Source organism: Vibrio tubiashii ATCC 19109, assembly GCF_000772105.1.
Taxonomy (GTDB): domain Bacteria; phylum Pseudomonadota; class Gammaproteobacteria; order Enterobacterales; family Vibrionaceae; genus Vibrio; species Vibrio tubiashii.
On record NZ_CP009354.1, the window covers coordinates 1,867,160 to 1,887,965 of the forward strand.

The following is a 20,806-nucleotide window of genomic DNA, read 5'->3' on the forward strand; positions in this document are numbered from 1 at the left end:
ATATGATGACACCTGAAAAAGTGATCCGAAACTTTAACCGCTGCGTAGATTGGGAAGAGCGTTACTTGTACCTTATCGAACTTGGTGAACGACTAGATGAATATCCCGCTGAAAAGCAAGACGACGACCATTTAGTAGCAGGGTGTCAAAGCCAAGTTTGGGTGTGTAGCAAGTTAGATGAACACGGAAAAATTGCTCTTAAGGCGACCAGTGATTCTTCTATCGTTAAAGGTGTCCTGTCACTGGTCTTAGTCGCTTATAACAACCAAAGCGCTGAGGATGTTCTTTCTTTTGATATTCACAACTGGTTCGAACAACTTGATATCAAATCGCATCTGACTCCTGGGCGAACTCAGGGTTTAGAGGCGATAGTAAAATCCGTTCGTAGTCTAGCTTTCACTTACCAACAAGGTGTGCCAACTCTTTGAAGTTAATCCAGATCTGTAGACATTTATTTAAAGAATCGCACACTTTTTCGATCGACAATTGATAATAAGAGCTATTTGAGAAAAGGTCGGATGTAAACAAAACACAATATAATGGAGAATCTAAATATGTCTTTTCGTAACCTTACTGCAGCTCTAGCCCTTGCGACTTTAAGTTTTGGAGCTCAAGCCAATAGCGAGTGTGAAGTATCTGTTGATGCCAACGATATGATGCAGTTTTCAACCAGCACTCTTAGTGTTCCAGCAACATGTAAAGAGGTTAAGTTGACACTCAACCATACGGGTAAATTGCCAGCTCAATCAATGGGCCATAACGTCGTTATCACCGACACTGCTGCACTTCAAGCAGTTGGTACGGAAGGTATGTCTGCTGGAGCAAGCAACGACTATGTTAAGCCAAACGACGAGCGTGTCTATGCACACACAAAGGTCATCGGTGGTGGCGAGTCAACAACCATTACCTTTAGTACAGAAAGAATGAAAGCTGGTGGAGACTACTCATTCTTCTGCTCTTTCCCTGGCCACTGGGCAATCATGAAGGGTAAATTCGAATTTAAGTAAATATCTACTCAAGCTTTGTTAGAACATTACGCTTAGCTAAGCGTAATATCGATAAAGCTGGGAGTACTTCTCCCAGCTATATTTTTTAGTTAACTAAGTTTGAAGTTGGCTACCTGACGCTTAAGATCGTCGTTAGTATCATTGAGCCTTTCTGCTGCCTGTACCGTTTCTTGTCCGCTATCGACAAGTGACTCGACAATATCTCTTATAGACAACATGTTTCTACTTAGCTCTTCGGCCACGGTACTTTGCTCTTCTGTTGCGGCGGCTATCTGAGTGCTCACATCATCAATTTCTTTGACGGAGTCGCTCATCATGGAGAGGCTTTGAGAAACATCTGAGGTTTTATCTGCCGTTTCTTGGCATTGGTTTTTCGTTGCGTCCATGGCAGTAACGACGCTCTCCGTCCCACTTAGTAGTTGGCTGAGCATATCTGAGATTTCCATCGTGCTGTTCTGAGTTCTTGCTGCAAGTGCCCTAACCTCATCCGCAACCACGGCAAATCCTCGTCCTTGCTCCCCTGCTCTAGCGGCCTCAATTGCGGCATTTAAAGCAAGCAAATTTGTTTGCTCTGAAATTTCCCCAATAACATTGAGCACATTGCTGATTTTATTTGCGTCTTGATTCATGCGCATGATGCTGTTGGACATCTCATCAACCTCTGAAACGAGTGCACTTACCGTATCAACTGCATTATTTACTATTTTCAAAGACGATATGGCTTCTTTACTGGCTTCATCAGTAATACGATTTGACTGATTAACGTTCTCTGCCACATTTCGCGCACTCTCACTCATTTCTGTAATCGCGGTAACGACCTGCTCAGTCTCTTTCGAATGAGAGATGAGCTTGGACTCATTGCTTCTAGCCGTAGAACCAAGCTGTTCAACACTTACAGAGATGTTTTCACTCGCATGAGAAATATGAAGCATCATTTGTTGCAGGTTTTCTACAAACTTATTGAATCCCGCACTGATTTGCGCCAAGTCATCATCGCCATTAACATCCAATCTTTGAGTCAAATCACCATTACCATGAGAAAGATCGAGAACCGCTGATTTGAGCTTCAGTAACGGACGATATGCGTAACGGAGGATGAGGAAAATAGCGCCACAGCTGATAAGGAGCAATAGTCCGCCAGTTACGAAAGATTCGTACATAGCACTGTAAACATCGGTCAGGGCAGACTCCTGATCGACAAACACCATTAACGTCCAGTACATACCTGAAGCTAGATTCACTCGCTCAAAGTAGCCGTCAAATTGAATACCTAAATATGGGAAAGTTAAATGCCCTGACTGCTCGGCAAAGAACATCTGCTCCATTTCCTGAAAATTAGGACTAATTTGAGATGGCGTTCGCCCAATATCATTAGGATCATCACTGGCAAAAAAGACTGCATTTCTATCGGTGAGCGTTGCCGCTCCACCAGCAAACCGCATGTTACTTACTGCCGTTACAACATCACCTAACTGGACGTCCCCCAGAAGAACTCCAATAAACTGACCACTTTCAACCACTGGCATGGTTACGCTCACCACTTTTTGCTTAGTGACTTGATCTTGGTAGATATCGGTTAGTGAAACACCAGAAGCATTCTTTGCGGCTCGGTACCAGTCTCTGGTGCGAAAATCAAACTTGGTCCCATCTAATGACATATAAGTGCGTCCATCATCATAAGTCATAATGACGTTTGAAATAGAGCTGCTCTCTGCCAGTAAAGTAACAAGGTGTTGGTTTTCCGTGTCACTAAGCCGGGAATTAAAGCTCTTGGCACCTTGAGCAATGGCATTTGTTTTGAATTGCATCATTTGCTCGAGTTCTGATACGTGAAAACTCAGTTTGTCTGATGTTTTAGAAACAAGGCCGCCAATCATCTTGTCTCTCATCGCTAAGATGTTCAGCGTACCTAATACGATCAATGACACAGCAACCAAAGTGCCAACGCCAATGTAAATCCTTGATTTAAAGCCTAAGTTCATCATAAACCTCACTTGCTAAGCGAGCTAACATGGAATTATGAATGACATTCGGTTGTTTTAGTTGTTATGTAGCGGCGCCATATTGTTATTGTATGCGCGCAATCAACCCATCACCCAGCCAACGATAACTTTCCTGCACAGTATGCAACTGAGTTATCAATAGAACATCTAGTTGCAGATGAGTGAATTTTCAATATTTAACTAGCGAAATGTATAAATAATCATTCTTATTTACCACTCACTCATTTATATGCTGAATATATGAGATCTCATAGATACTTTTAGATCTATAAATATAGAGCCCCTACTCAGTGTCTATATTCACCTATACACGAGTTTTCGTGTTGGCTAGGTAGCGAAAAACACTCTCGCTGCTTGTTCCTGATACTAAGTACTTAAATCTTGGAGCAAAATTATGAGTAACGATAACAATATAAACTATGGTCCGAAACGAACACCTTGGATTGAACAAGTTCCAGAGTTCGCTGTAGGTAAAATAACCGCACCTTCTGCTGATCCTATAGAGGTATACGCAGAGCGAAACTATGACTTTCACTATACCGAACAGGCAATTAATGGCTTTGACGTTGAATTACCACCGACAGGCCAAAACTGCGGTGAGCAAAACAATGTCTATGAACAGATACAAGCCTATGTCGATTCACAGAAGGAAAGGTTTTTAGGCTATCAGACGGAAGAGAATATTAGCTATAAAAACCGCTTAGCGCCTTTTCTTAACGTCAGCTTAAACAATGTTGGTGACCCATTCGTCAATGGCAACTATACGATCAACTCTAAGTGCGTCGAGCGCTCTGTCCTCGATTATTACGCTTCACTTTGGAACGCTCAGTGGCCATCGCAAGGCCCTTACATAGATGAAGATGGCAACTTCCAAAAAGGAGTAGGCGAAAGCTATTGGGGCTATGTACTCACTATGGGGAGTACAGAAGGCAATTTATACGGCATGTTAAATGCGCGAGATTATCTCAGCGGAGTGATGCTGCTAGAAGAGGAAATACGCGCTGAAACCGACGATGGTGAAACAATTTCAAATTGCCAAGTGTATGCACACCACCCTTCTCCACCAATCCACACCCCTCACGCATACACTCCGGTGGCGTTTTTCTCTGAAGACACTCACTACTCCATCGTCAAAGCAATGGCTGTAGAGAAAATAGAGACCTTTGGTGAACTTGGTAATCGGCTTTATCCTGATGAGAACCCGGTCAATCCGGGTAAGCCTTGGCCTACTGAAGTAGAATCAGAAGGACCAACCGCTGCGCTGCCTGCAGGCTCTGGTGCAATAGACGTGGATAAACTAATCCAATACGTCACTTTCTTTGCTGAAAGAGGATACCCAATACTTCTAGTCCTCAATTGCGGAACAACATTTAAAGGCGCATATGATGATGTTTCGACAATTACCGCCAGGCTAAAACCAATCCTTGAAAGAAATGGACTATGGAAAAGAGAAGTACCTATCGATCCAGACGACCCATCTCATGGATATGAGACTCGGACTGGCTATTGGCTTCATATTGACGGAGCGCTTGGAGGAAGTTATGTCCCCTTCATAAAAATGGCGAAAGATTGTGATGAGTACCAATCCTTCTTTAAAGAGCATGGTGACTATACTGGTCCTAATTTCGACTTTACTAACCCTATGGTGCATTCAATTGTAACCAGTGGGCATAAATTTCCCGGAGCACCGTGGCCAACGGGTGTCTATATGACCAAGCAGCAGTATATGGTCTCTCCTCCGGATAACCCAGAATATATTGGTTCACCAGACACGACGTTTGCAGGCTCGCGAAATGGGCTATCGCCATTAGTGTTATGGGAATACTTCGCCCGCAATAGCTACAAAGAGCAAATTAGGCTGACAATGAAAGCTCAAGAAGTCGCCCAATATGCTCAGGAGCAACTTGCGCTGGTTGCTGATTATTGGGCCGAAAAAGGATCACCTCTTCCTGAAGGGCTATGGTTGCAACGTACACCGCTTTCGTTATCACTCATATTTTGCCAGCCGAACGAAGAAATTATCTTCCGCTATTCTTTGGCAAAAGAAAGCACCACAGTGACGACTTACGAGAACGGCAAGGAGATTGATCAAGTTCGACACTATGTCCACCTTTTTACGATGTGGGATGTAGATAAACAGCTCATAGACAGTTTATGTGAAGACTTAAAGCAGGAAGGAGCGTTTGATACTCGACTGTTTAAAAAGATTAAACATACGACTGTACATAAACCTAGAGTGAAGAACGCTGTGAGACAAATTCAGCTTCCACTTAAGGGGCGGTCCTTTCGTTAGAGAGCTCGAAACATTGGAATATTAGTAATATGCTTAGCTCACTTAAAGTGAGCTAAGCAACTGTTAATCTATCCATTTAAAGGTAGATACTGACCTCAATCAGGTTTGAGTCAGGGTCGAGAAAGTAAACAGACTCAATCGCGCCAGTCGCTCCCGACTTCTCTACAGGCCCCTCAACGATGGTTACTTGCTCTGCTTTAAGATGATTGATGATCTCTTCCATTTTCCATGAAGAGATCAAACACAGATCTCCAGAGCCTACTCTTGCCCTGTTTCTTGGCTCTTGCCCAAGTAATTGAAAGTTGATTTTTTGGTTACCAAATTGAACCGCTTTACGCCCACCAGCAAAAGTAAGCTCCTTCATTAGCAGTACGCGCTGGTAAAACGCCACTGACGCGTCGATATCTGAAACTGTCAGCACGATATGGTCTATGTGACTAATCATAAGTTCCTTCTCTTATTAGACTCCGGCTTGCTCTCGCGCATATTGGAACTTGTTCAAGTAGGAGTCAAACCCGCCAAATATTATTAATCCTGATTTAAACGCCGTATCAGTTTTGCTGGCGTACCGCCATATAAACAATCTGCTGGCACATCGCTGTTCACCACTGAATTTGCCGCTATTACCGAACGTGCTCCTACTGTTACTCCCTGATTAATCACACAATTACCACCAATCCAAACGTCGTCTTCAACGACAATCGGTTTGCAGTACGTTTGCCACTCTCTTCGCTTATTAAAATCCAACGAATGTGACGCTGTGTAAAACTGCGTGCTAGGGCCAACCAGTACGTTATCACCAATAGTAATTTTTGCCCCGTCTAGCATAACTACATTCATATTGATAAAGGTGTTGTCGCCTATTTCGACGGTTTTACCAAATTCACAATGAAACGGAGATTGGACAACGCTATGACCAAAGCCTGCAAATAGAGATTTGAGAAGCTTCTGCCTCTCGCTTGCCTCTATCTCTAGATTAAGGCTTTTCAATGTATTTAAAGCATGATTTCGAAGCGTATCGATTTCTTGATCAGCACCATCAAACCGCTGACCTGACATCATTTTTTCTAGTTCAGACATGACAACTACTCTTTGATTAAGACACTGCGAAGCTAACAGCTTTATAGAAGCTTAAAAAGAGTAAAGACAGAGAAACAGTTTTCCTATTTTCAGTCGAAATTTATAGCACAACGCCAATATGAAACTATATTTATAGCTATAACCATAAAAAATACCTTTGGCTTAGAAAGTACGGACTAATAAAAATGACAAAAAATCAAAGGTCAGTTGCCATAATACTTGCCATAGCATTGGTAGGTATCGCTCCGCTATTTTGGCTAATACTGTATAGCGGAGAAAACGCTCATAGCCACGACGATGAGCACCAGCATCACACTCTTTCAGCAAATATTCGGAAAGACCAATCTCCAAGTTCAAATCTTGTGTCTCCAATCCCTTCAGACCATCAAGTGGATAAGGCTCAAGCAAAAATAGGCTGGCTACTATTCAAAGATCCGCGACTCTCTTCCAATGGGCAAATCAGCTGTGAATCATGCCATGATTTGAGTAGTAATGGGGCAGAGCCAACCGCAGTGTCTACTGGTGTCGAAGGGCGCGGAGATAGAAACTCTCTTACCGTTTTTAATGCAGCATTGAACTACCGCTTTTTTTGGGATGGACGAGCTAACTCTTTGAATGCTCAAATTGATGGCCCTATACACAGCAACGTAGAGATGAACTCTAATTGGAAAGATATCAGCGAATATGTTGCAACCTCCCCTCAATATTCCCAACTCTTTGATGAGCAGCAAGTCGAAGTCAATGAAGCGACAATTAAATCTATGCTCGTCGAGTTTATGAACGCCCTTGTCACACCAGACTCTCCTTTTGACAAGTATCTATCCGGCGATAAAAGTGCCTTAACCACGCAGCAAATAGAAGGATGGAAACTCTTCCAACAGCACGGCTGTATTCGCTGCCATCGTGGCACCAATATCGGAGGTGGTATGGTGATGAAATTTGGCTTGTATGGACAGGAGTACAACGGACAAGAGCGTTCCGCTGATACTGGCCGTCATATGCATACTAATAAGCCGGAAGACATGTATATCTTTAGGGTAGCAAGTCTAAGGAACGTCGCCACAACCCCACCCTATTTTCACGATGGGCAAACACACAACCTTGAAGACGCTATTGAGATTATGGCGCGCAGTCAGCTTGGACTTTCACTGACAGCGAAAGAAGTAGACGCTATTAGTGCTTTTTTAAATACCTTGACGGCCGAACGGCCTGCCATCCTTGAGGAGTTTGAAAATGAACTTTACTAAAATCTTGTTTTCGCTCGCTTCAGTATTGTCTTTATCAATTGGCACTCTAGTGTACTTTCTCTACCAAGAACATAAGCAGATTAGTCAATACTCCTCTTCTGTTAGCGCATTAGGTCATGAACTCATTGAAGTTCGTGACGCAGTAATCAATCATGCCCTCTCTCCCCAGCTAGACCCGTACTTTCTAAATGCTGAAATCGTCAATCTGGAAAAGGAGAGTAAAGATTTGCTCACTCACTACCAAGAAACGTCCAAATTTGGCCTCTACAAAAAACAAACAAGTGAAGTCATGACCCTGTTCCACCAGTCTTTGCTGCGTTTGTCAGAAACGCTGGATAAGGTAGTCGGGCTGATTATTGTTAAAGATGCCTTACTCACATCAGTTCTAGAACATATAGAACTCGGCACCGAGAGTTCTAGTTTAGAGCGAGATGCCATGGCCAAGAAAATACATCAAAACTCGAAACTGGATAACATTCCCGCCAAATTGGAATCAACGGTTTCAACCTTTAAACAAGTAGACACACAAAGACGTGAACTCTTTACAGCACTACTATCGCCCCAAAATTCAGAGTTTGTCGAACATACCGAGAAACAACTAAGGCAACAAGCGATCAGTGTTCAGAATAAAGTGTTTCAGTTACTCGCTACTCTAGCTATCGTTGTTTCCGCATTTGTGATTTACACCTATGTACATCGCTTACAAGAGTTAAAACGGAACAACCACGCCTATCAAGAGGCAATTGATAGAACGGAGAAGGCCAATCACGCCAAATCTATTTTCTTAGCCACGATGAGTCACGAACTAAGAACGCCGATGAGTGGTGTCCTCGGTGTCGCACAGATGATTCGTGACGACACCAACGAATCTAGAACCAAAGAACACGCTGATATAATTATTAACTCTGGTAATCACTTGGTCACACTGCTTAATGACATTCTCGACTTTTCAAAGGTAGAAGAAGGTAAGCTTGAACTCGAACATACCCCATTTTCGTTGAGAGAGCTTGTTCAGCCTTTAGAAAGCACCTTACTACCACTGGCTCAGAAAAAGAACATCACACTGACTATTCCACATTACCCATCCGACGATTTAAAACTGGTTGGGGATGTGGCTCGTACAAGGCAACTGCTATTCAACCTGATTGGAAACGCCATTAAGTTCACTCAACAAGGCAAAGTTGAGGTCAATATCCAAATAAACGATTCGGGTTCAGTCGGTGTGCTGTTTACCGTTACGGACACGGGTATCGGTATTGAAGATGACAAGCTAAACAATATTTTCATTCCCTTCGAGCAAGCAGAGCTCTCTACTACCCGAAAATTCGGCGGCACAGGTCTAGGCCTTTCGATTGTGAAGAAGCTAGTCGATTTAATGGAGGGCGAGATTTCAGTCTCTAGCCGAGTTGGCTATGGTTCTAAATTCGATATTTTCCTCCCTCTCGAAGTCCAACAAGACCGCGTGGACTTAAGTAATATCGAAGAAGCCTCTCTGAACAACACTGAACATTTACATAAAAAACGAATACTCTTGGTTGAAGACAACCGGGTCAACGCCGTTGTCGCGAAAGGTTTCCTTAAAGACTACGCACAGGACATCACGTGGGCAGAAGACGGATTGCAAGCCCTTGAGGTTTTAGAGAACGAACAGTTTGATCTCATTGTTATTGATAACCACATGCCCAACCTCAGTGGTGTTGAAACCATCAAACGTATAAGAGAGACACTCAAACTCGATACAGTGATATTCGCATATACGGCAGATGTCTTCAAAGAAGCTCACGACTCGCTAATTGACGCGGGCGCTAATTTCGTACTCACAAAACCCCTTCAAAAACCGAGTCTAGAGCTCGCATTAAAACAGTTTTCTCGTGAAATTATGGCGAGTTCGCATCAAGAAATTGAGGGAAGCACGGTTGTACCTTTAATTCGTCACCCCGCAAGCCAACTCGCGCTTACAGAAGAAGAGTTGTCTGCCAGTTCATCTTTTAATGACCCGTCATTGAGTCGCGTGACTAAGCTAGAACTATTAATCGGTTTAAAAACGAAGCTTAATGCTTTAACTGACCAACTTATTGAAGCCTATTCAAGTTCAAGCTTAGAATTGCTAATTGAAGCTTTAAGTCAAATCGAGACATCTGCGTCAGAGCTCGAGCTTGAAGAAGTGCTTGCTCTGGCTAAAGTGGCAAAAGAGAGTTGTGAAAACAGCGAGCTACCCAACGTTGAACACTTGCAGCAACTGATCAACCGGATGTTGGTTAACCTCCATCAGGCACAGCGGCTTACTTTGGAATTAAGTCACTCAACAAAACAAGCATAATCTCATGAACAAAACGTACATAGGCCCTTGAACGAAAAACGGAGCCTTAAGGCTCCGTTTAGAAATTACTAGTGAGATCAGGCAGCGGCTTCTCTTAGCCGAGCAAAGAAAACAGGATACTTGCTACGGATCTTTCTTTGTTCATCAACCATAATCTTAAAGGTCGGCCCTTTACGCAATTGAACAATCACTTCATCACGATCAAAACGCAAGACTGCGCCTTCAATTTCTACGCGACTTTCGTCATTAAGGTTAAGCATTCCTTTAATCTCAAGCCCTTTGTACATGGTATTAGAGTTGGCTACCACCATTCTAATACCACCTTCAGAAACCTCCGCAACCTGAAACAGCTCATCTCCGAGCCTAACAAAAGGCCTCGCGCGTTTCGGGTATCTTAAACGGTAATACTGTCGTTTCTGTATATAGCTACTCATGGTCCTGATCCTGCTCCGTGCTACTCATAGCTAGGTATAATCCCTAAGTATACCCTTTCTACGCAATAAATGATGTAAATAACCACTCGTTATTCTACTTTCACCTTACTATATCGGCAATGAATTGGTTTTTTGAAGGTTTGTGTTAGGTGATGTTGTTAGAGTGTGATTATTATCCACCAATCACTTACAGTCTGGTATGGTGTAACCTAGGTTGTGCTTAGACTAGATGGAACTGATGGATATTCTTAACCAATTGCAATTTTCTCTCTCAATTACCGGACCTATTTGCTTGATGCTTATATTGGGAATCGTGTTTAAGCGCATTGGTTTGATAAACGAAAACTTTATTGATGTCGGCTCAAAGCTGGTCTTCAAAGTGACTCTCCCAACGATGCTGTTTTTGAGCATAGTGGTTTCTGAACACGACTTTTATGCGGCCAGTAGCTTTATTGCTTTTGGGGTTGTCTCAAGTGTGTTGTTTTTTATCTTCTCCTCCATTGCCGTCAAAGGTCTTTTTTCCCAATCGCCAGATAAAGGCGTTATTGTCCAAGGCAGTTTCAGAGCCAATACGGGCATCATAGGTATAGCTTATGTGGCTAACGCCTTCGGAGAACAAGGCGTCGCGTTGGGCGCGATCTACGTTGCCGCCATCACTCTTACCTACAACATTCTGGCGGTGATCTGTTTGACACCCAAAGGTGCCGAGTCTGGTGAGAGCGTTGGAAAAATGATGATCTCCACCCTGACAAAGAACCCGTTAATCATATCTATCCTTCTTGGACTCGTCGTTTACCTGCTCTCCATTCCTGTTCCTGATATCGCAGTGGATGCGGGTAACTACCTCGCTAAAATGACCCTCCCCCTCGCATTATTGTGTACTGGCGGTTCACTAAACTTAGGTTCATTAAAAACGGAGCCCGGCCCCTCTTGGTTTGCCTGCAGCAATAAGTTGGTGATAGCCCCCTTACTCATCACAGCTGCTGGTTATTGGCTTGGCTTTCGCGGCCTTGAACTTGGTGTATTGTTCTTTATGAATGCTGCCCCCGTTGCCGCAGCAAGCTACGTGATGGCTCGCTCAATGGGAGGGAATTCCATTTTAGCCGCCAACATCATTGCTTTATCCACCGTGCTATCCACTATAACGTGCACAGTGGGCGTCTTGCTGCTTCTTGGCTTAGATCTAATGCATACATAGAATCAATATAAGACACTGTTATATAAGCACTTTAATAACTAAATAAAGTAACAAAATCTTTGCTTTACTTTTAGAAGGTTTAGGCTTAGATTTCGCTCAATTATTACCCTTTTTGAGACTACTATGCCTGAGCAGCGTTTAGGCAATGGAATGGCCGCTTTTTCATTTTTGCTATGGGGCCTGTTGCCACTTTATTATCAATTTTTGCCCAACGCGGCGACTGATGAATTGCTCGCGATGCGTTTGATTGCCTCGGTACCGCTCGGAGCGTTGATTGTACTAGGCGTGACAAAGCGTCTACCTGACATACGTGCGATCTGGGCAGACAAGCGTTCCCTCGCCTATACCACTGCGGCCACAATCATGATGTCGATTTCGTGGTGTGCATTTACGTGGGCGCTGACCAATGATCGAGTCATTGATGCCAGTCTAGGCTTCTTTATCAGTCCGATTACTATGATGGCACTCGGTGTGTTTTTCTTGAAGGAGTCGCTGTCCATTGGCAAAAAAGTCGCTCTAGTGCTCGCTTGTATTGGTCTCACCTATCAAATCATCCACTATGGCGAGATCCCTTATATTGCGCTAACAATGGCGATTTTCTTTACCTTTTATGGTTGGTGTAAAAAGAAAATCAACTATAACTGGAGTACAGGACTGTATGTTGAAGCCTTGGTGTTGTTGCCTATTGCTCTTCTCTATATGGGCTACAAAGAAGTGACAGTGGGTACTGAGTCTTTGCATCAAGGAGCAACCACGCTTGCGCTGTATTTGGGTGCAGCCCCTGCCACTCTACTTCCTTTGGTGTTTTACTCAATTGCGATTCGACTGACCACAATGTCGACTATTGGACTAATGCAATACATCGAGCCGACTATTCAGTTCTTCATCGCGATTTACTTGTTTGGAGAGGCCTTTGATGAGGTGAAGTTAGTCAGCTTTAGCTTTATATGGGCGGGGCTAATCTTTACCATTTTTGACAGTTTACGCTTTAAATATACCGCCAAGTACAGATAGAAAAATCCCCTGCCATAATGGGCAGGGGATTTCTAAGTTTATTAGTTTAGAAAGCTAAGCTCAGGCTACCTTGCCAGATCATCCCAAAGGCCAACATGGCTATCGCACCTAGTATCCCAGCACCTAGCTTCTCACGGCCTTCAAATGGATTAATCCCCTGCTCTTTTTTCGCCTGTATGTAAAAGTAGAGACCTGGTAGATAAAGAATTGCCGACAGCAGTAAGTAGTTTAGGCCCGACGCATAAAGTAGCCAGATACCATAGAGAGTTGCTCCTGCACCAATGAGCAATAAGCTTCCTCTGTTTTTTTCCTCGATCGCTATCTTTAAGACGAAAGCGCCAACGAGAAAATACGGCACTAAGATCATTTCTGAAGCGATGATCAACAAGGTGTCATAAGTACTGCCAGCAAACATAACGAACACGAGCGAGATTTGAATCCAAACATTGGTCAAAGTAAGTGGCTTAACAGGGCTGCCCGCTTCGTTTAACTCAGCATAGCGTTTAGGGAACATCTTCTCTTTCGCACACAAATAAGGCGCTTCGGATGCTAAAACCGTCCAACTAAGAAATGCACCACAGACTGAGATCAGTAGCCCGACACTGATAATGTACTGACCCCAAGGCCCTAAGATTTCGGTTAACACTTTCGCCATAGATGGATTTTGATAGCCTGCCAGCTCAACAGGTTTTATCACCCCCATAGATAGCAAAGTTACAAATACATAAATCGCTAACGCAGTCAGGAGACCAAGGATCGTTGCTCGGCCAATATCTTTACGATTTCTTGCACGACCAGAGACAACGACAGCGCCTTCAATACCAATGAACACCCAAACCGTTACCAACATGGTACTTTTTACTTGAGACATCAAATCATGCCCTTCACCAAAGTGAAGCCCGGTGAAATCCAAAGTAAAAGTGTTCCACTGAAAAGCAAAAGCAGCGCAGACAATAAAGATAAACAAAGGCACTAACTTAGCATAGGTCGTCACCATGTTAATCAGTGCTGCGGTTTGAACGCCTCGTAGCACCAAGGCATGAACCATCCAAAGTAGACATGAAGCCCCGACAATTGAAACAATCGTATTCCCTTGGCCGAAAATGATGTTGTCTGGTGTATCAAACAGCATTCCAAGCGTGCTAAAAACAATCACTAGATAAGAAACGTTAGCCAGCATGGCACTTAGCCAGTACCCCCACGCAGAGCAAAAACCAACAAAATCACCAAAACCTTCTTTTGCGTAGCCAAAAACGCCACTATCGACATTCGGCCTATGTGACGCAAGCTTTTGAAAAGAAAGGGCGAGAAAGATCATGCCTACACCCGTTATCGTCCAACCGATCATTACTGCTGCTGGGCTGGCAACCGATGCCATATTTTGAGGCAAGCTAAAAACACCTGCGCCGATCATCGAACCGATGACGATCGCAGTTAGTGAACTCAAGCCGAGTTTATTATCCATTATAGTTTCCGGTACAACCGTTTAGGAGGTGCAATACTACGCCGAAACAGATTCATAAGGCAGAGCTGATGTGAGCTAAGTCGCACATATGATTGGCAAATCGTAGATTTCATTGTCACCGATCAATTCAGAGTGCGCATTATAATATCTTTACAATTAATAGAGAAAACAAATTAGCATCAAACACCAATAAATACACATAAAACCAGAATATAACACTTATTTTAAAACAATATAAAACACATAATACACATATCAATTAACAACAGTAACGACTAATTATCCCTGAATTCATGTAAGTTATGCATAAACCTAAGCATTCCTAGCAAACTCAACTAAGCTATTAAGAGGTGACAGTGATTGTTCCGCACATCACCTCTCTATGATATCCATTACTTCCTGTTTGTGGGGTCGCTGAAAGGCGACCATTTTTTTGTGCCTGCTCTATGTTGCAAACAACAAAAAAGCAGCCGAGGCTGCTTTTAGAATTCTACGATTTAATGTTTAGAGCTTTCAGGCCTATGCCCGAACTCAGCTTGTTGATATATATCTGCCAGACTGCGATCTTTTCTCTGCTTCGCACTCTTTGCTTTGGCGGCATAATGGTAACTTTGATCTTTCAGCGCCTTTTCATGGGCTTTTGCCGACTGGATAAACTCTGGATCGGACAACGCTTGTTGGCGTAGGCGGTTAACGCGTTCGATGGTTTCTAACAACATAATACACCTCCCAATTACCTGTATCTATAACCAGTATAGTTCTTTGATGTTTCAAATCAAGAAAATACTGTATATAAAAACATGAACTAACTTTAATCTCTTGTTATCAATAACAATACTCTTAGGTAGCCCATAGGTAAAAGCGCCAATCTCTATATGTTCAATAGCCCATACCTATTGATAACTAAGAGCTATTCATAGTTAAGAGCTATTACAGTGATTAGTAACATCCATTTCTCACCACCAATCTAGCTCGATAAGATGCCTAGCAAATCGAGAAATTGGATAAAGTTATGAAAGCGCTCGTCGTAGAAGGTGGAGCAATGCGCGGTATTTTTGCCGCAGGTGTTTTGGACTCATTTATTGAAAATGGCTATCAACCGTTTGATTTTGCCATTGGTGTATCTGCTGGGGCGTCTAACCTTGTAGGTTACTTGGCACAGCAGCACAAACGTAGTTATCAGGTCATTACCCAGCTAGCGACCAATAGCGAATTCTTTAACCCCAAACGCTTTATCAAGGGGGGAAACTTAGTGGATGTGAAATGGCTTGTTTCAGAATCAGACAAGCTGTTTCCATTGAATAAAGAACAACTTTTTTCGAGTACACCTTTAGTTGCAACAACGACAAACATTGAGACCGGAAAAGCGGATTATTACCAAGTCACCCCCGGCAACCTCAACTTGGCACTTGAAGCAACCAGCGCGTTACCCATCGCCTATAAGCAAACACCTTGCTTTTCGGGCGGATGCTATACCGACGGAGGCGTAGCGGACTCTATTCCCGTAATGGAGGCATATCGACGCGGAGCAAAAGAAATTACGGTGGTTTTGTCGCATCCTTTAAGCTATGAAATGCCTCAAACAAGAGCATCTTGGTTACTCAAAAGGTTGCTCGCCAAATACCCCATGATTGGTAAAGCGATGGCAAATCGAGCGACAAGTTACAACAAGTCACTAGAGTTTATTCGTCGTCCACCGAAAGATGTCACGGTTCGCGTGATTGCTCCACCAGAAGATTTTGCCGTTAAGCGCTTAACCATGAAAAAAGAGTTGCTCGACAAAGGCTACCAAATGGGAGTTCTTGAAGGAGATAAACACCTCGCAAGTCGCGATGGGGTCTATGGGTTAACAGAAGAAAACTGTCATTTCTGTTTGTAAAGCTTAGGAAAAACGAATTATGTTAGACTCTACGGGCTACATCCTATTATTTCCATCTGTATGAAACTAATTAAAGCTTTAAAACCGTTAGGTTGGTTACTGCTCCACTTTTTCATTGGCGTCGAGCTCGCCTACATTTCTATCATCTTAATTGCTATTTTTGGCGCGGGTTATGATGGAACCATAGAGGAGATTCAACGAGACGAGCTAATGATAAACGTGGTATACGCGGTTTTCATCCTCTATCAATGTTGGTCTGTCTATCGGTTTGGCTATAAAGGCCTTGTTCCCAAATTAATAAAGTCTCGAAATCAACAAAGGTCGCACTAGGCGACCTTCTTAATGCGCAATATCTAATGAATTGTCTTTGACGCCATTGACTCGAAACCAACCAGCGATACTGTAGCGCTCGGTATTGGTTGGCAATACTTCATGTGGGAACTGCTCTGATAAAAATACAAACAGTCGTCCCGATTTTGGCGGAATCGTCGCAACATGCTTGTCGGCCAGATCATAAACCACCAGCTCGCCGGCATCTTGCTCCGACCAAGCTTCATTCATATAGAAAACCGTGGTGAGGCGACGGTTTTCGTTGCCTCTAAAGCAATCCAAATGCTTCTGATAGAAGTCACCTTTTTCATACTTGGCAAAGTGCGCTTCATACTCAAACAAGCCTAAGAAAAAATGGCGGTTAGCTTCTAGGCGAATCTGCTCCATTTTGGACAGAAAGCTGGCTACTGGCGCTCCCATATCAGAGTGTAACCACTGGATTTTATCGCTACGAATGGCGCTTTCTCGTGTCAATTCGTCATTGCGCCCAATCCGCGCCTTGCTCCAGTCTTGAGGAATACAGTCGCGTAGCTCAGCCACTTCTTGGCTTGAAAGAAAATCGTCCCAAACGTAGTAACCCTGAGTAAACAAGGCGTCAATCAATTGGTTCATAGGTGTTGGAGTCCAGTGATTAAATCAAAAGACGCCTTATACACAAGCGTACCATGAACCAACAAATCAGATTAATTGTCGTGACGACAATCGAAGGCGCGCTGACCTAGTCGTTAAAAGCGAGACAAATCAATTTTGACAGGCTCACCAAGCCAATAGGCGTATTCAGTGTGATCTTTGATATCATCGTCAGTGAGCGCATGAACCAATACCGTTAAGCCTTCACGCTTGTTATCTAGCCATGACACCACTGACTCAAATTCACTTGCTGTAAACGTGATTGAAAAGCTCCACATGGTATGGGGGCCAACTCGCTTCTCGTTAAATCTACCTACTGGCAAATCAAACTGACTCAACGCTTGCTCTCGGATTTGCCGAGCGAACTCGCAAGTCTGTTGATCAAAGTAAACATGAGCATGGTAATTTTGATGAATATTTTTTGGATAAGACACAGGCAGTTAACCTATTGAGTGGATCATGGCGCTATCCTATCACTGTCGCGGATAAGACTCGCGCCTACTTACAATCATTACAAAAGTTACGAGGCTTCTAAGCCACTATCCCCTGCTCAACCGCGTATTTAGCTAACTCTGCGGTACTATGAAGATCGAGTTTATGTTTGATATTTTGACGGTGAGTTTCAACCGTTCGGTAGCTGATATTTAGTAGTGAGGCGATCTTCTTGCTGCTGTTTCCTTCGGCAACAAGTTTAAGTATCGCTTCTTCACGGCGACTAAGCGGATTCGGCTTTTGTGCAACGGGCACCACCTCTTGAGAAAAAAGCGTTTGCGTCACTGATTCACAAAAATAAGTGGAACCTTGGTAGACCGTCTTGATGGCTTGCACCATGCGTCGCGCGCAAATTTCTTTGAGCATATAGCCTACAGCCCCTACTTGCATCACCTTCATAATGTATTCGCGGTTATCATGCATGGTGAGCATTAACACTTTAACGTCAGGCATGGACTCCTTAATGACGCGAGTCGCATCGATACCGTTCATCATTGGCATACTGACATCCATCAGCACTACATCCGGCTGCAATGACTTAACGACGTCTATCGCTTCTAGGCCATTACTGGCTGAACCAATCACTTCAATCTCAGGCTCTGTTTGAAGTCGCGCGATAAATCCATCTAAGACAACTTGGTGATCATCAACAATCACCACTTTAATTGGTTCATCCATATACTAATCCATCCAATTCCAGTAATACGGTAATCTCTGTACCAAAGCCCGGTTCACTTTCTATTTCAAAGTCGCCACCGATAAACTCAACTCGCTCACGCATATTGCGTAGCCCAATACCACTTTTTCGCAGCGATGCGTTTACGTCAAAGCCCACGCCATCATCGCGAATAATCAGCTGAAGCATATTACCCATCTGATGTAGTATCACGCTTACTGTATTGGCATGGGCGTGTTTTTCGATGTTAGTCAATGATTCTTGAGCAACACGATACAATGTGGTCGCTACTTCTGATTTTAGTTTTCCTGGCTGAGTCGTCAAAGAAGCTTCCACCTCAACACCAGAGTGGGATTTAAAATCTTGCAGTAAGGTGTTCATGGCGGCTTGTAAGCCAATGTCATCGAGTGCGCTCGGGCGTAGGTTATGAGAAATATGCCTCACTTCATTAATCGCTGTCATCAAGGATTGTTGAGACTTAGCTAAATGCTGTTGCAAGGGTGCGTCCGTAATCTTGCTTGATAGCAGCTCTAAATGGCATTTACTCGACACTAACAACTGATTGATTCCGTCATGCAGTTCGCGTGCTAGATGTTTCTTTTCGTCTTCCTGAAACATCACTGTTTTGTGGGCTAACTCTTTTAAACTTCTGTCTGCAAGACGATGTTCATGCAGGTTCACCGCTAACGTGATGACTACGATCACCCCTACCGTCACTATCATAATCACGATCACAGAGAAGAAAGTAGTTTCGATGTTTCTATTCACCTCAGACTTAAGGTTGGCGACCTCATAGGTGATATCTTCAATGTATAAGCCAGTGCCGATCATCCAATTCCATTTATCAAGCCATGCAGCGTAACTTAATTTAGTCACATTTTCCCCAGTAGAGGGTTTCTGCCACAGGTAGCGATGAAAGCCACCGCCACTTTGCGCTTGGTGCAATAGCGCCTCTATCAGCAAGTCGCCATTTTCATCCTGAAGATCAATCAAGTTTCTACCAATTAGGTCAGGCATAATCGGGTGAACTAGGTTAGTTCCTTGCTCGTCATAAGCGAAGAAATAGCCGTCTTTATCTTTGCCGTAACGAAGTTTCGACAACACCGCTTTAACTTGTTGTTTCGCAGTGTCTTCATCAAGGCTCTCATCATTGTAGATGTGTGAAATCGCATCAAATGCCAAATCTACGTGATCTTTGAGTGCCGTTTCCTTAGAGCGAATCAACCCGTCTTCAAAAATTTGAATCTCTTTTTCACCTAACGTTTTCGCCTGATGAATCGAAATCCAACTTGTTAACGCGGTGACCAGCAGCAAAGGCAGCAGGCTAAGTAGTATTAGTTTGGCTTGTAGAGGCATCCCTTTCCCCCAATGACAACAGAGGCTGCTCACCGAATGGCAAGCAGCCCCACTTTAACAGGAGTTGTTAATATTACGTAACTAAAGGATCACATTCCGTAGAATTCAGGGAACACGAGCAACGAAGCGAGTACCAGAATCTGAATCGCGATAAATGGCATTACGCCACGGTAAATATCTCTCGTCGTCACGCCTTTTGGTGCCACACCTTTCAAATAAAATAAGCTGAAGCCAAATGGTGGGGTCAGGAACGAAGTTTGTAGGTTCATTGCAATCAGAATCGCAAACCACGTCATGTTAATACCCATGATCTCAGCCACTGGTGCAAGTATTGGCACGATGATGAAACAGATCTCGACGAAATCGATAAAGAACCCAAGGATCAGAATCACAAGCATAGTGATAATTAAGAAGCCCCATTTCTCACCCGGAATTTGTAGCATCCATTCTTCGACTAAGTAATCGCCACCTGTATAGGTAAATGCCATAGAGAATGCCGTTGCACCCAGTAGAATAGCGAATACCATCGCAGTCACTTTAACCGTCTCTTTTGATGCCTCATACACCATCGACCAACTAAACTGACGGTACAAGATCGCCAGCACAATAGCACCTGCTCCACCTAGAGCAGCTGACTCTGTCGGCGTTGCTACACCCGCGAAAATGGAACCCAGTACCACGACAATAAGTGCTAGTGGTGGAACAACCGCTTTAAGCGCTGCAATGATTTCTTGCTTACGGCTTAAGTTGCCATCACTTGGCATTGGCTGCGCTGCTTCAGGGTTAAGTTTGGCGTAGATAAGGATATAAACCACATAGGCACCAACCAGAACTAGCCCTGGCCAAACCGCTGCTTGGAATAGGTCACCGACTGGCACACCCAATACATCGCCGAGTAAGATAAGGACAATAGAAGGTGGAATAATTTGACCCAAAGTACCTGACGCACAAATAGTGCCGCACGCTAACCCTTTGTCGTAGTTGTATTTAAGCATCACTGGCAACGAGATAAGCCCCATAGCCACAACCGATGCGCCAACAACACCAGTCGATGCAGCAAGAAGCGCTCCAACCAAAACCGTTGAAATGGCTAAACCACCTCTTACACCACCAAACAGCTTGCCCATAGACTCAAGCAATTGTTCCGCCAATCGAGTCTTTTGCAAAACCAAGCCCATGAATACAAACAGCGGTACTGCCATGAGTACCGTGTTTTCCATAATGGACTGGATACGGTAAGGCATGAAAGCAAACATATCCATGCCTTCTGCCCAAACACCAAAAATTAACGCGATACCACCGAAGGTAAACGCAACGGGAAAGCCAAGTAGCAGTGCAAACAAGGCGACGAAAAACATTACTATACCGACCATTTTTAGCCT

19 protein-coding genes are annotated in these 20,806 nt (G+C 43.7%); 8 read left to right on the forward strand and 11 right to left on the reverse strand.

From position 1 onward, the window contains the following. Nucleotides 1-2 precede the first annotated feature (2 nt). Entirely contained in the window at nt 3-428 is a 426-nt protein-coding gene (gene sufE / locus IX91_RS08445; RefSeq protein ID WP_004746207.1) for a cysteine desulfuration protein SufE, read from the forward strand. Between the two features lie 126 nt (nt 429-554). Continuing rightward, complete coding sequence (gene azu / locus IX91_RS08450; RefSeq protein ID WP_004746208.1) at nt 555-1,007, forward strand: azurin; 453 nt, start codon at nt 555-557, stop codon at nt 1,005-1,007. Between the two features lie 89 nt (nt 1,008-1,096). Here azu and IX91_RS08455 read toward each other — a convergent pair whose 3' ends face one another. After that, nucleotides 1,097-2,989, reverse strand: a complete 1,893-nt coding sequence (locus IX91_RS08455) for a methyl-accepting chemotaxis protein (protein ID WP_004746209.1) — start codon at nt 2,987-2,989, stop codon at nt 1,097-1,099. A gap of 415 nt (nt 2,990-3,404) precedes the next feature. Between IX91_RS08455 and IX91_RS08460 the strand changes: the two genes are divergently transcribed. Then, nucleotides 3,405-5,303, forward strand: a complete 1,899-nt coding sequence (locus IX91_RS08460) for a PLP-dependent aminotransferase family protein (RefSeq protein ID WP_004746210.1) — start codon at nt 3,405-3,407, stop codon at nt 5,301-5,303. Between the two features lie 76 nt (nt 5,304-5,379). Here the strand turns inward: IX91_RS08460 and IX91_RS08465 are convergent, their stop codons facing one another. Together IX91_RS08465 and IX91_RS08470 are read right to left on the reverse strand one after the other, a co-directional pair. Next, on the reverse strand, nt 5,380-5,748 hold the full coding sequence (locus IX91_RS08465) for a VOC family protein (protein ID WP_004746211.1): 369 nt from the start codon (nt 5,746-5,748) through the stop codon (nt 5,380-5,382). An 83-nt stretch (nt 5,749-5,831) separates the two neighbouring features. Next, the gene (locus IX91_RS08470; protein WP_004746212.1) at nt 5,832-6,383 is read right to left on the reverse strand and encodes a sugar O-acetyltransferase; all 552 of its coding nucleotides are present in this window, start codon (nt 6,381-6,383) and stop codon (nt 5,832-5,834) included. Between the two features lie 185 nt (nt 6,384-6,568). Between IX91_RS08470 and IX91_RS08475 the strand changes: the two genes are divergently transcribed. Together IX91_RS08475 and IX91_RS08480 are read left to right on the forward strand one after the other, a co-directional pair. After that, nucleotides 6,569-7,630, forward strand: a complete 1,062-nt coding sequence (locus tag IX91_RS08475) for a cytochrome-c peroxidase (RefSeq protein ID WP_004746213.1) — start codon at nt 6,569-6,571, stop codon at nt 7,628-7,630. Beyond that, entirely contained in the window at nt 7,617-9,950 is a 2,334-nt protein-coding gene (locus IX91_RS08480; RefSeq protein WP_004746214.1) for an ATP-binding protein, read from the forward strand. The genes IX91_RS08475 and IX91_RS08480 overlap by 14 nt, the downstream gene beginning before the upstream one ends. A 77-nt stretch (nt 9,951-10,027) precedes the next feature. Here IX91_RS08480 and IX91_RS08485 read toward each other — a convergent pair whose 3' ends face one another. Further along, nucleotides 10,028-10,384, reverse strand: a complete 357-nt coding sequence (locus tag IX91_RS08485) for a PilZ domain-containing protein (RefSeq protein ID WP_004746215.1) — start codon at nt 10,382-10,384, stop codon at nt 10,028-10,030. A gap of 238 nt (nt 10,385-10,622) precedes the next feature. On the opposite strand from IX91_RS08485, the gene IX91_RS08490 reads away from it, so the two are divergent. After that, nucleotides 10,623-11,582 carry an AEC family transporter gene (locus IX91_RS08490; RefSeq protein WP_004746216.1) on the forward strand — a complete coding sequence of 320 codons (960 nt, stop codon included), beginning with the start codon at nt 10,623-10,625 and terminating at the stop codon, nt 11,580-11,582. Between the two features lie 123 nt (nt 11,583-11,705). Then, nucleotides 11,706-12,596 (forward strand): EamA family transporter RarD, encoded by an 891-nt coding sequence (gene rarD / locus IX91_RS08495; protein ID WP_004746217.1) that lies wholly within the window; start codon nt 11,706-11,708, stop codon nt 12,594-12,596. 46 nt (nt 12,597-12,642) lie between these two features. On the opposite strand, the gene IX91_RS08500 is transcribed toward rarD, so the two are convergent. Together IX91_RS08500 and IX91_RS08505 are read right to left on the reverse strand one after the other, a co-directional pair. Next, nucleotides 12,643-14,061: a basic amino acid/polyamine antiporter gene (locus tag IX91_RS08500; RefSeq protein WP_004746218.1), complete on the reverse strand. Its 1,419-nt coding sequence runs from the start codon at nt 14,059-14,061 to the stop codon at nt 12,643-12,645. A 497-nt stretch (nt 14,062-14,558) separates the two neighbouring features. Next, on the reverse strand, nt 14,559-14,780 hold the full coding sequence (locus tag IX91_RS08505) for a hypothetical protein (RefSeq protein ID WP_004746219.1): 222 nt from the start codon (nt 14,778-14,780) through the stop codon (nt 14,559-14,561). Between the two features lie 293 nt (nt 14,781-15,073). Here IX91_RS08505 and IX91_RS08510 point away from each other — a divergent pair, with 293 nt between their 5' ends. Beyond that, a complete protein-coding gene (locus IX91_RS08510; protein WP_004746220.1) occupies nt 15,074-15,940 on the forward strand; it encodes a patatin-like phospholipase family protein in 867 nt (288 codons plus the stop codon). Between the two features lie 339 nt (nt 15,941-16,279). Here IX91_RS08510 and IX91_RS08520 read toward each other — a convergent pair whose 3' ends face one another. The 5 genes from IX91_RS08520 to IX91_RS08540 all read right to left on the reverse strand — a co-directional run bounded on the left by IX91_RS08520 (nt 16,280) and on the right by IX91_RS08540 (nt 20,797). After that, nucleotides 16,280-16,882 carry a 2OG-Fe(II) oxygenase gene (locus IX91_RS08520; RefSeq protein WP_004746222.1) on the reverse strand — a complete coding sequence of 201 codons (603 nt, stop codon included), beginning with the start codon at nt 16,880-16,882 and terminating at the stop codon, nt 16,280-16,282. 113 nt (nt 16,883-16,995) lie between these two features. Beyond that, nucleotides 16,996-17,334: a DOPA 4,5-dioxygenase family protein gene (locus tag IX91_RS08525; protein WP_004746223.1), complete on the reverse strand. Its 339-nt coding sequence runs from the start codon at nt 17,332-17,334 to the stop codon at nt 16,996-16,998. 97 nt (nt 17,335-17,431) lie between these two features. After that, entirely contained in the window at nt 17,432-18,070 is a 639-nt protein-coding gene (locus IX91_RS08530) for a response regulator (RefSeq protein ID WP_004746224.1), read from the reverse strand. Continuing rightward, complete coding sequence (locus IX91_RS08535; protein WP_004749279.1) at nt 18,063-19,424, reverse strand: cache domain-containing protein; 1,362 nt, start codon at nt 19,422-19,424, stop codon at nt 18,063-18,065. The genes IX91_RS08530 and IX91_RS08535 overlap by 8 nt, the downstream gene beginning before the upstream one ends. 89 nt (nt 19,425-19,513) lie before the next feature. Then, nucleotides 19,514-20,797, reverse strand: a complete 1,284-nt coding sequence (locus IX91_RS08540) for a TRAP transporter large permease (protein ID WP_004743973.1) — start codon at nt 20,795-20,797, stop codon at nt 19,514-19,516. Nucleotides 20,798-20,806 lie beyond the last annotated feature (9 nt).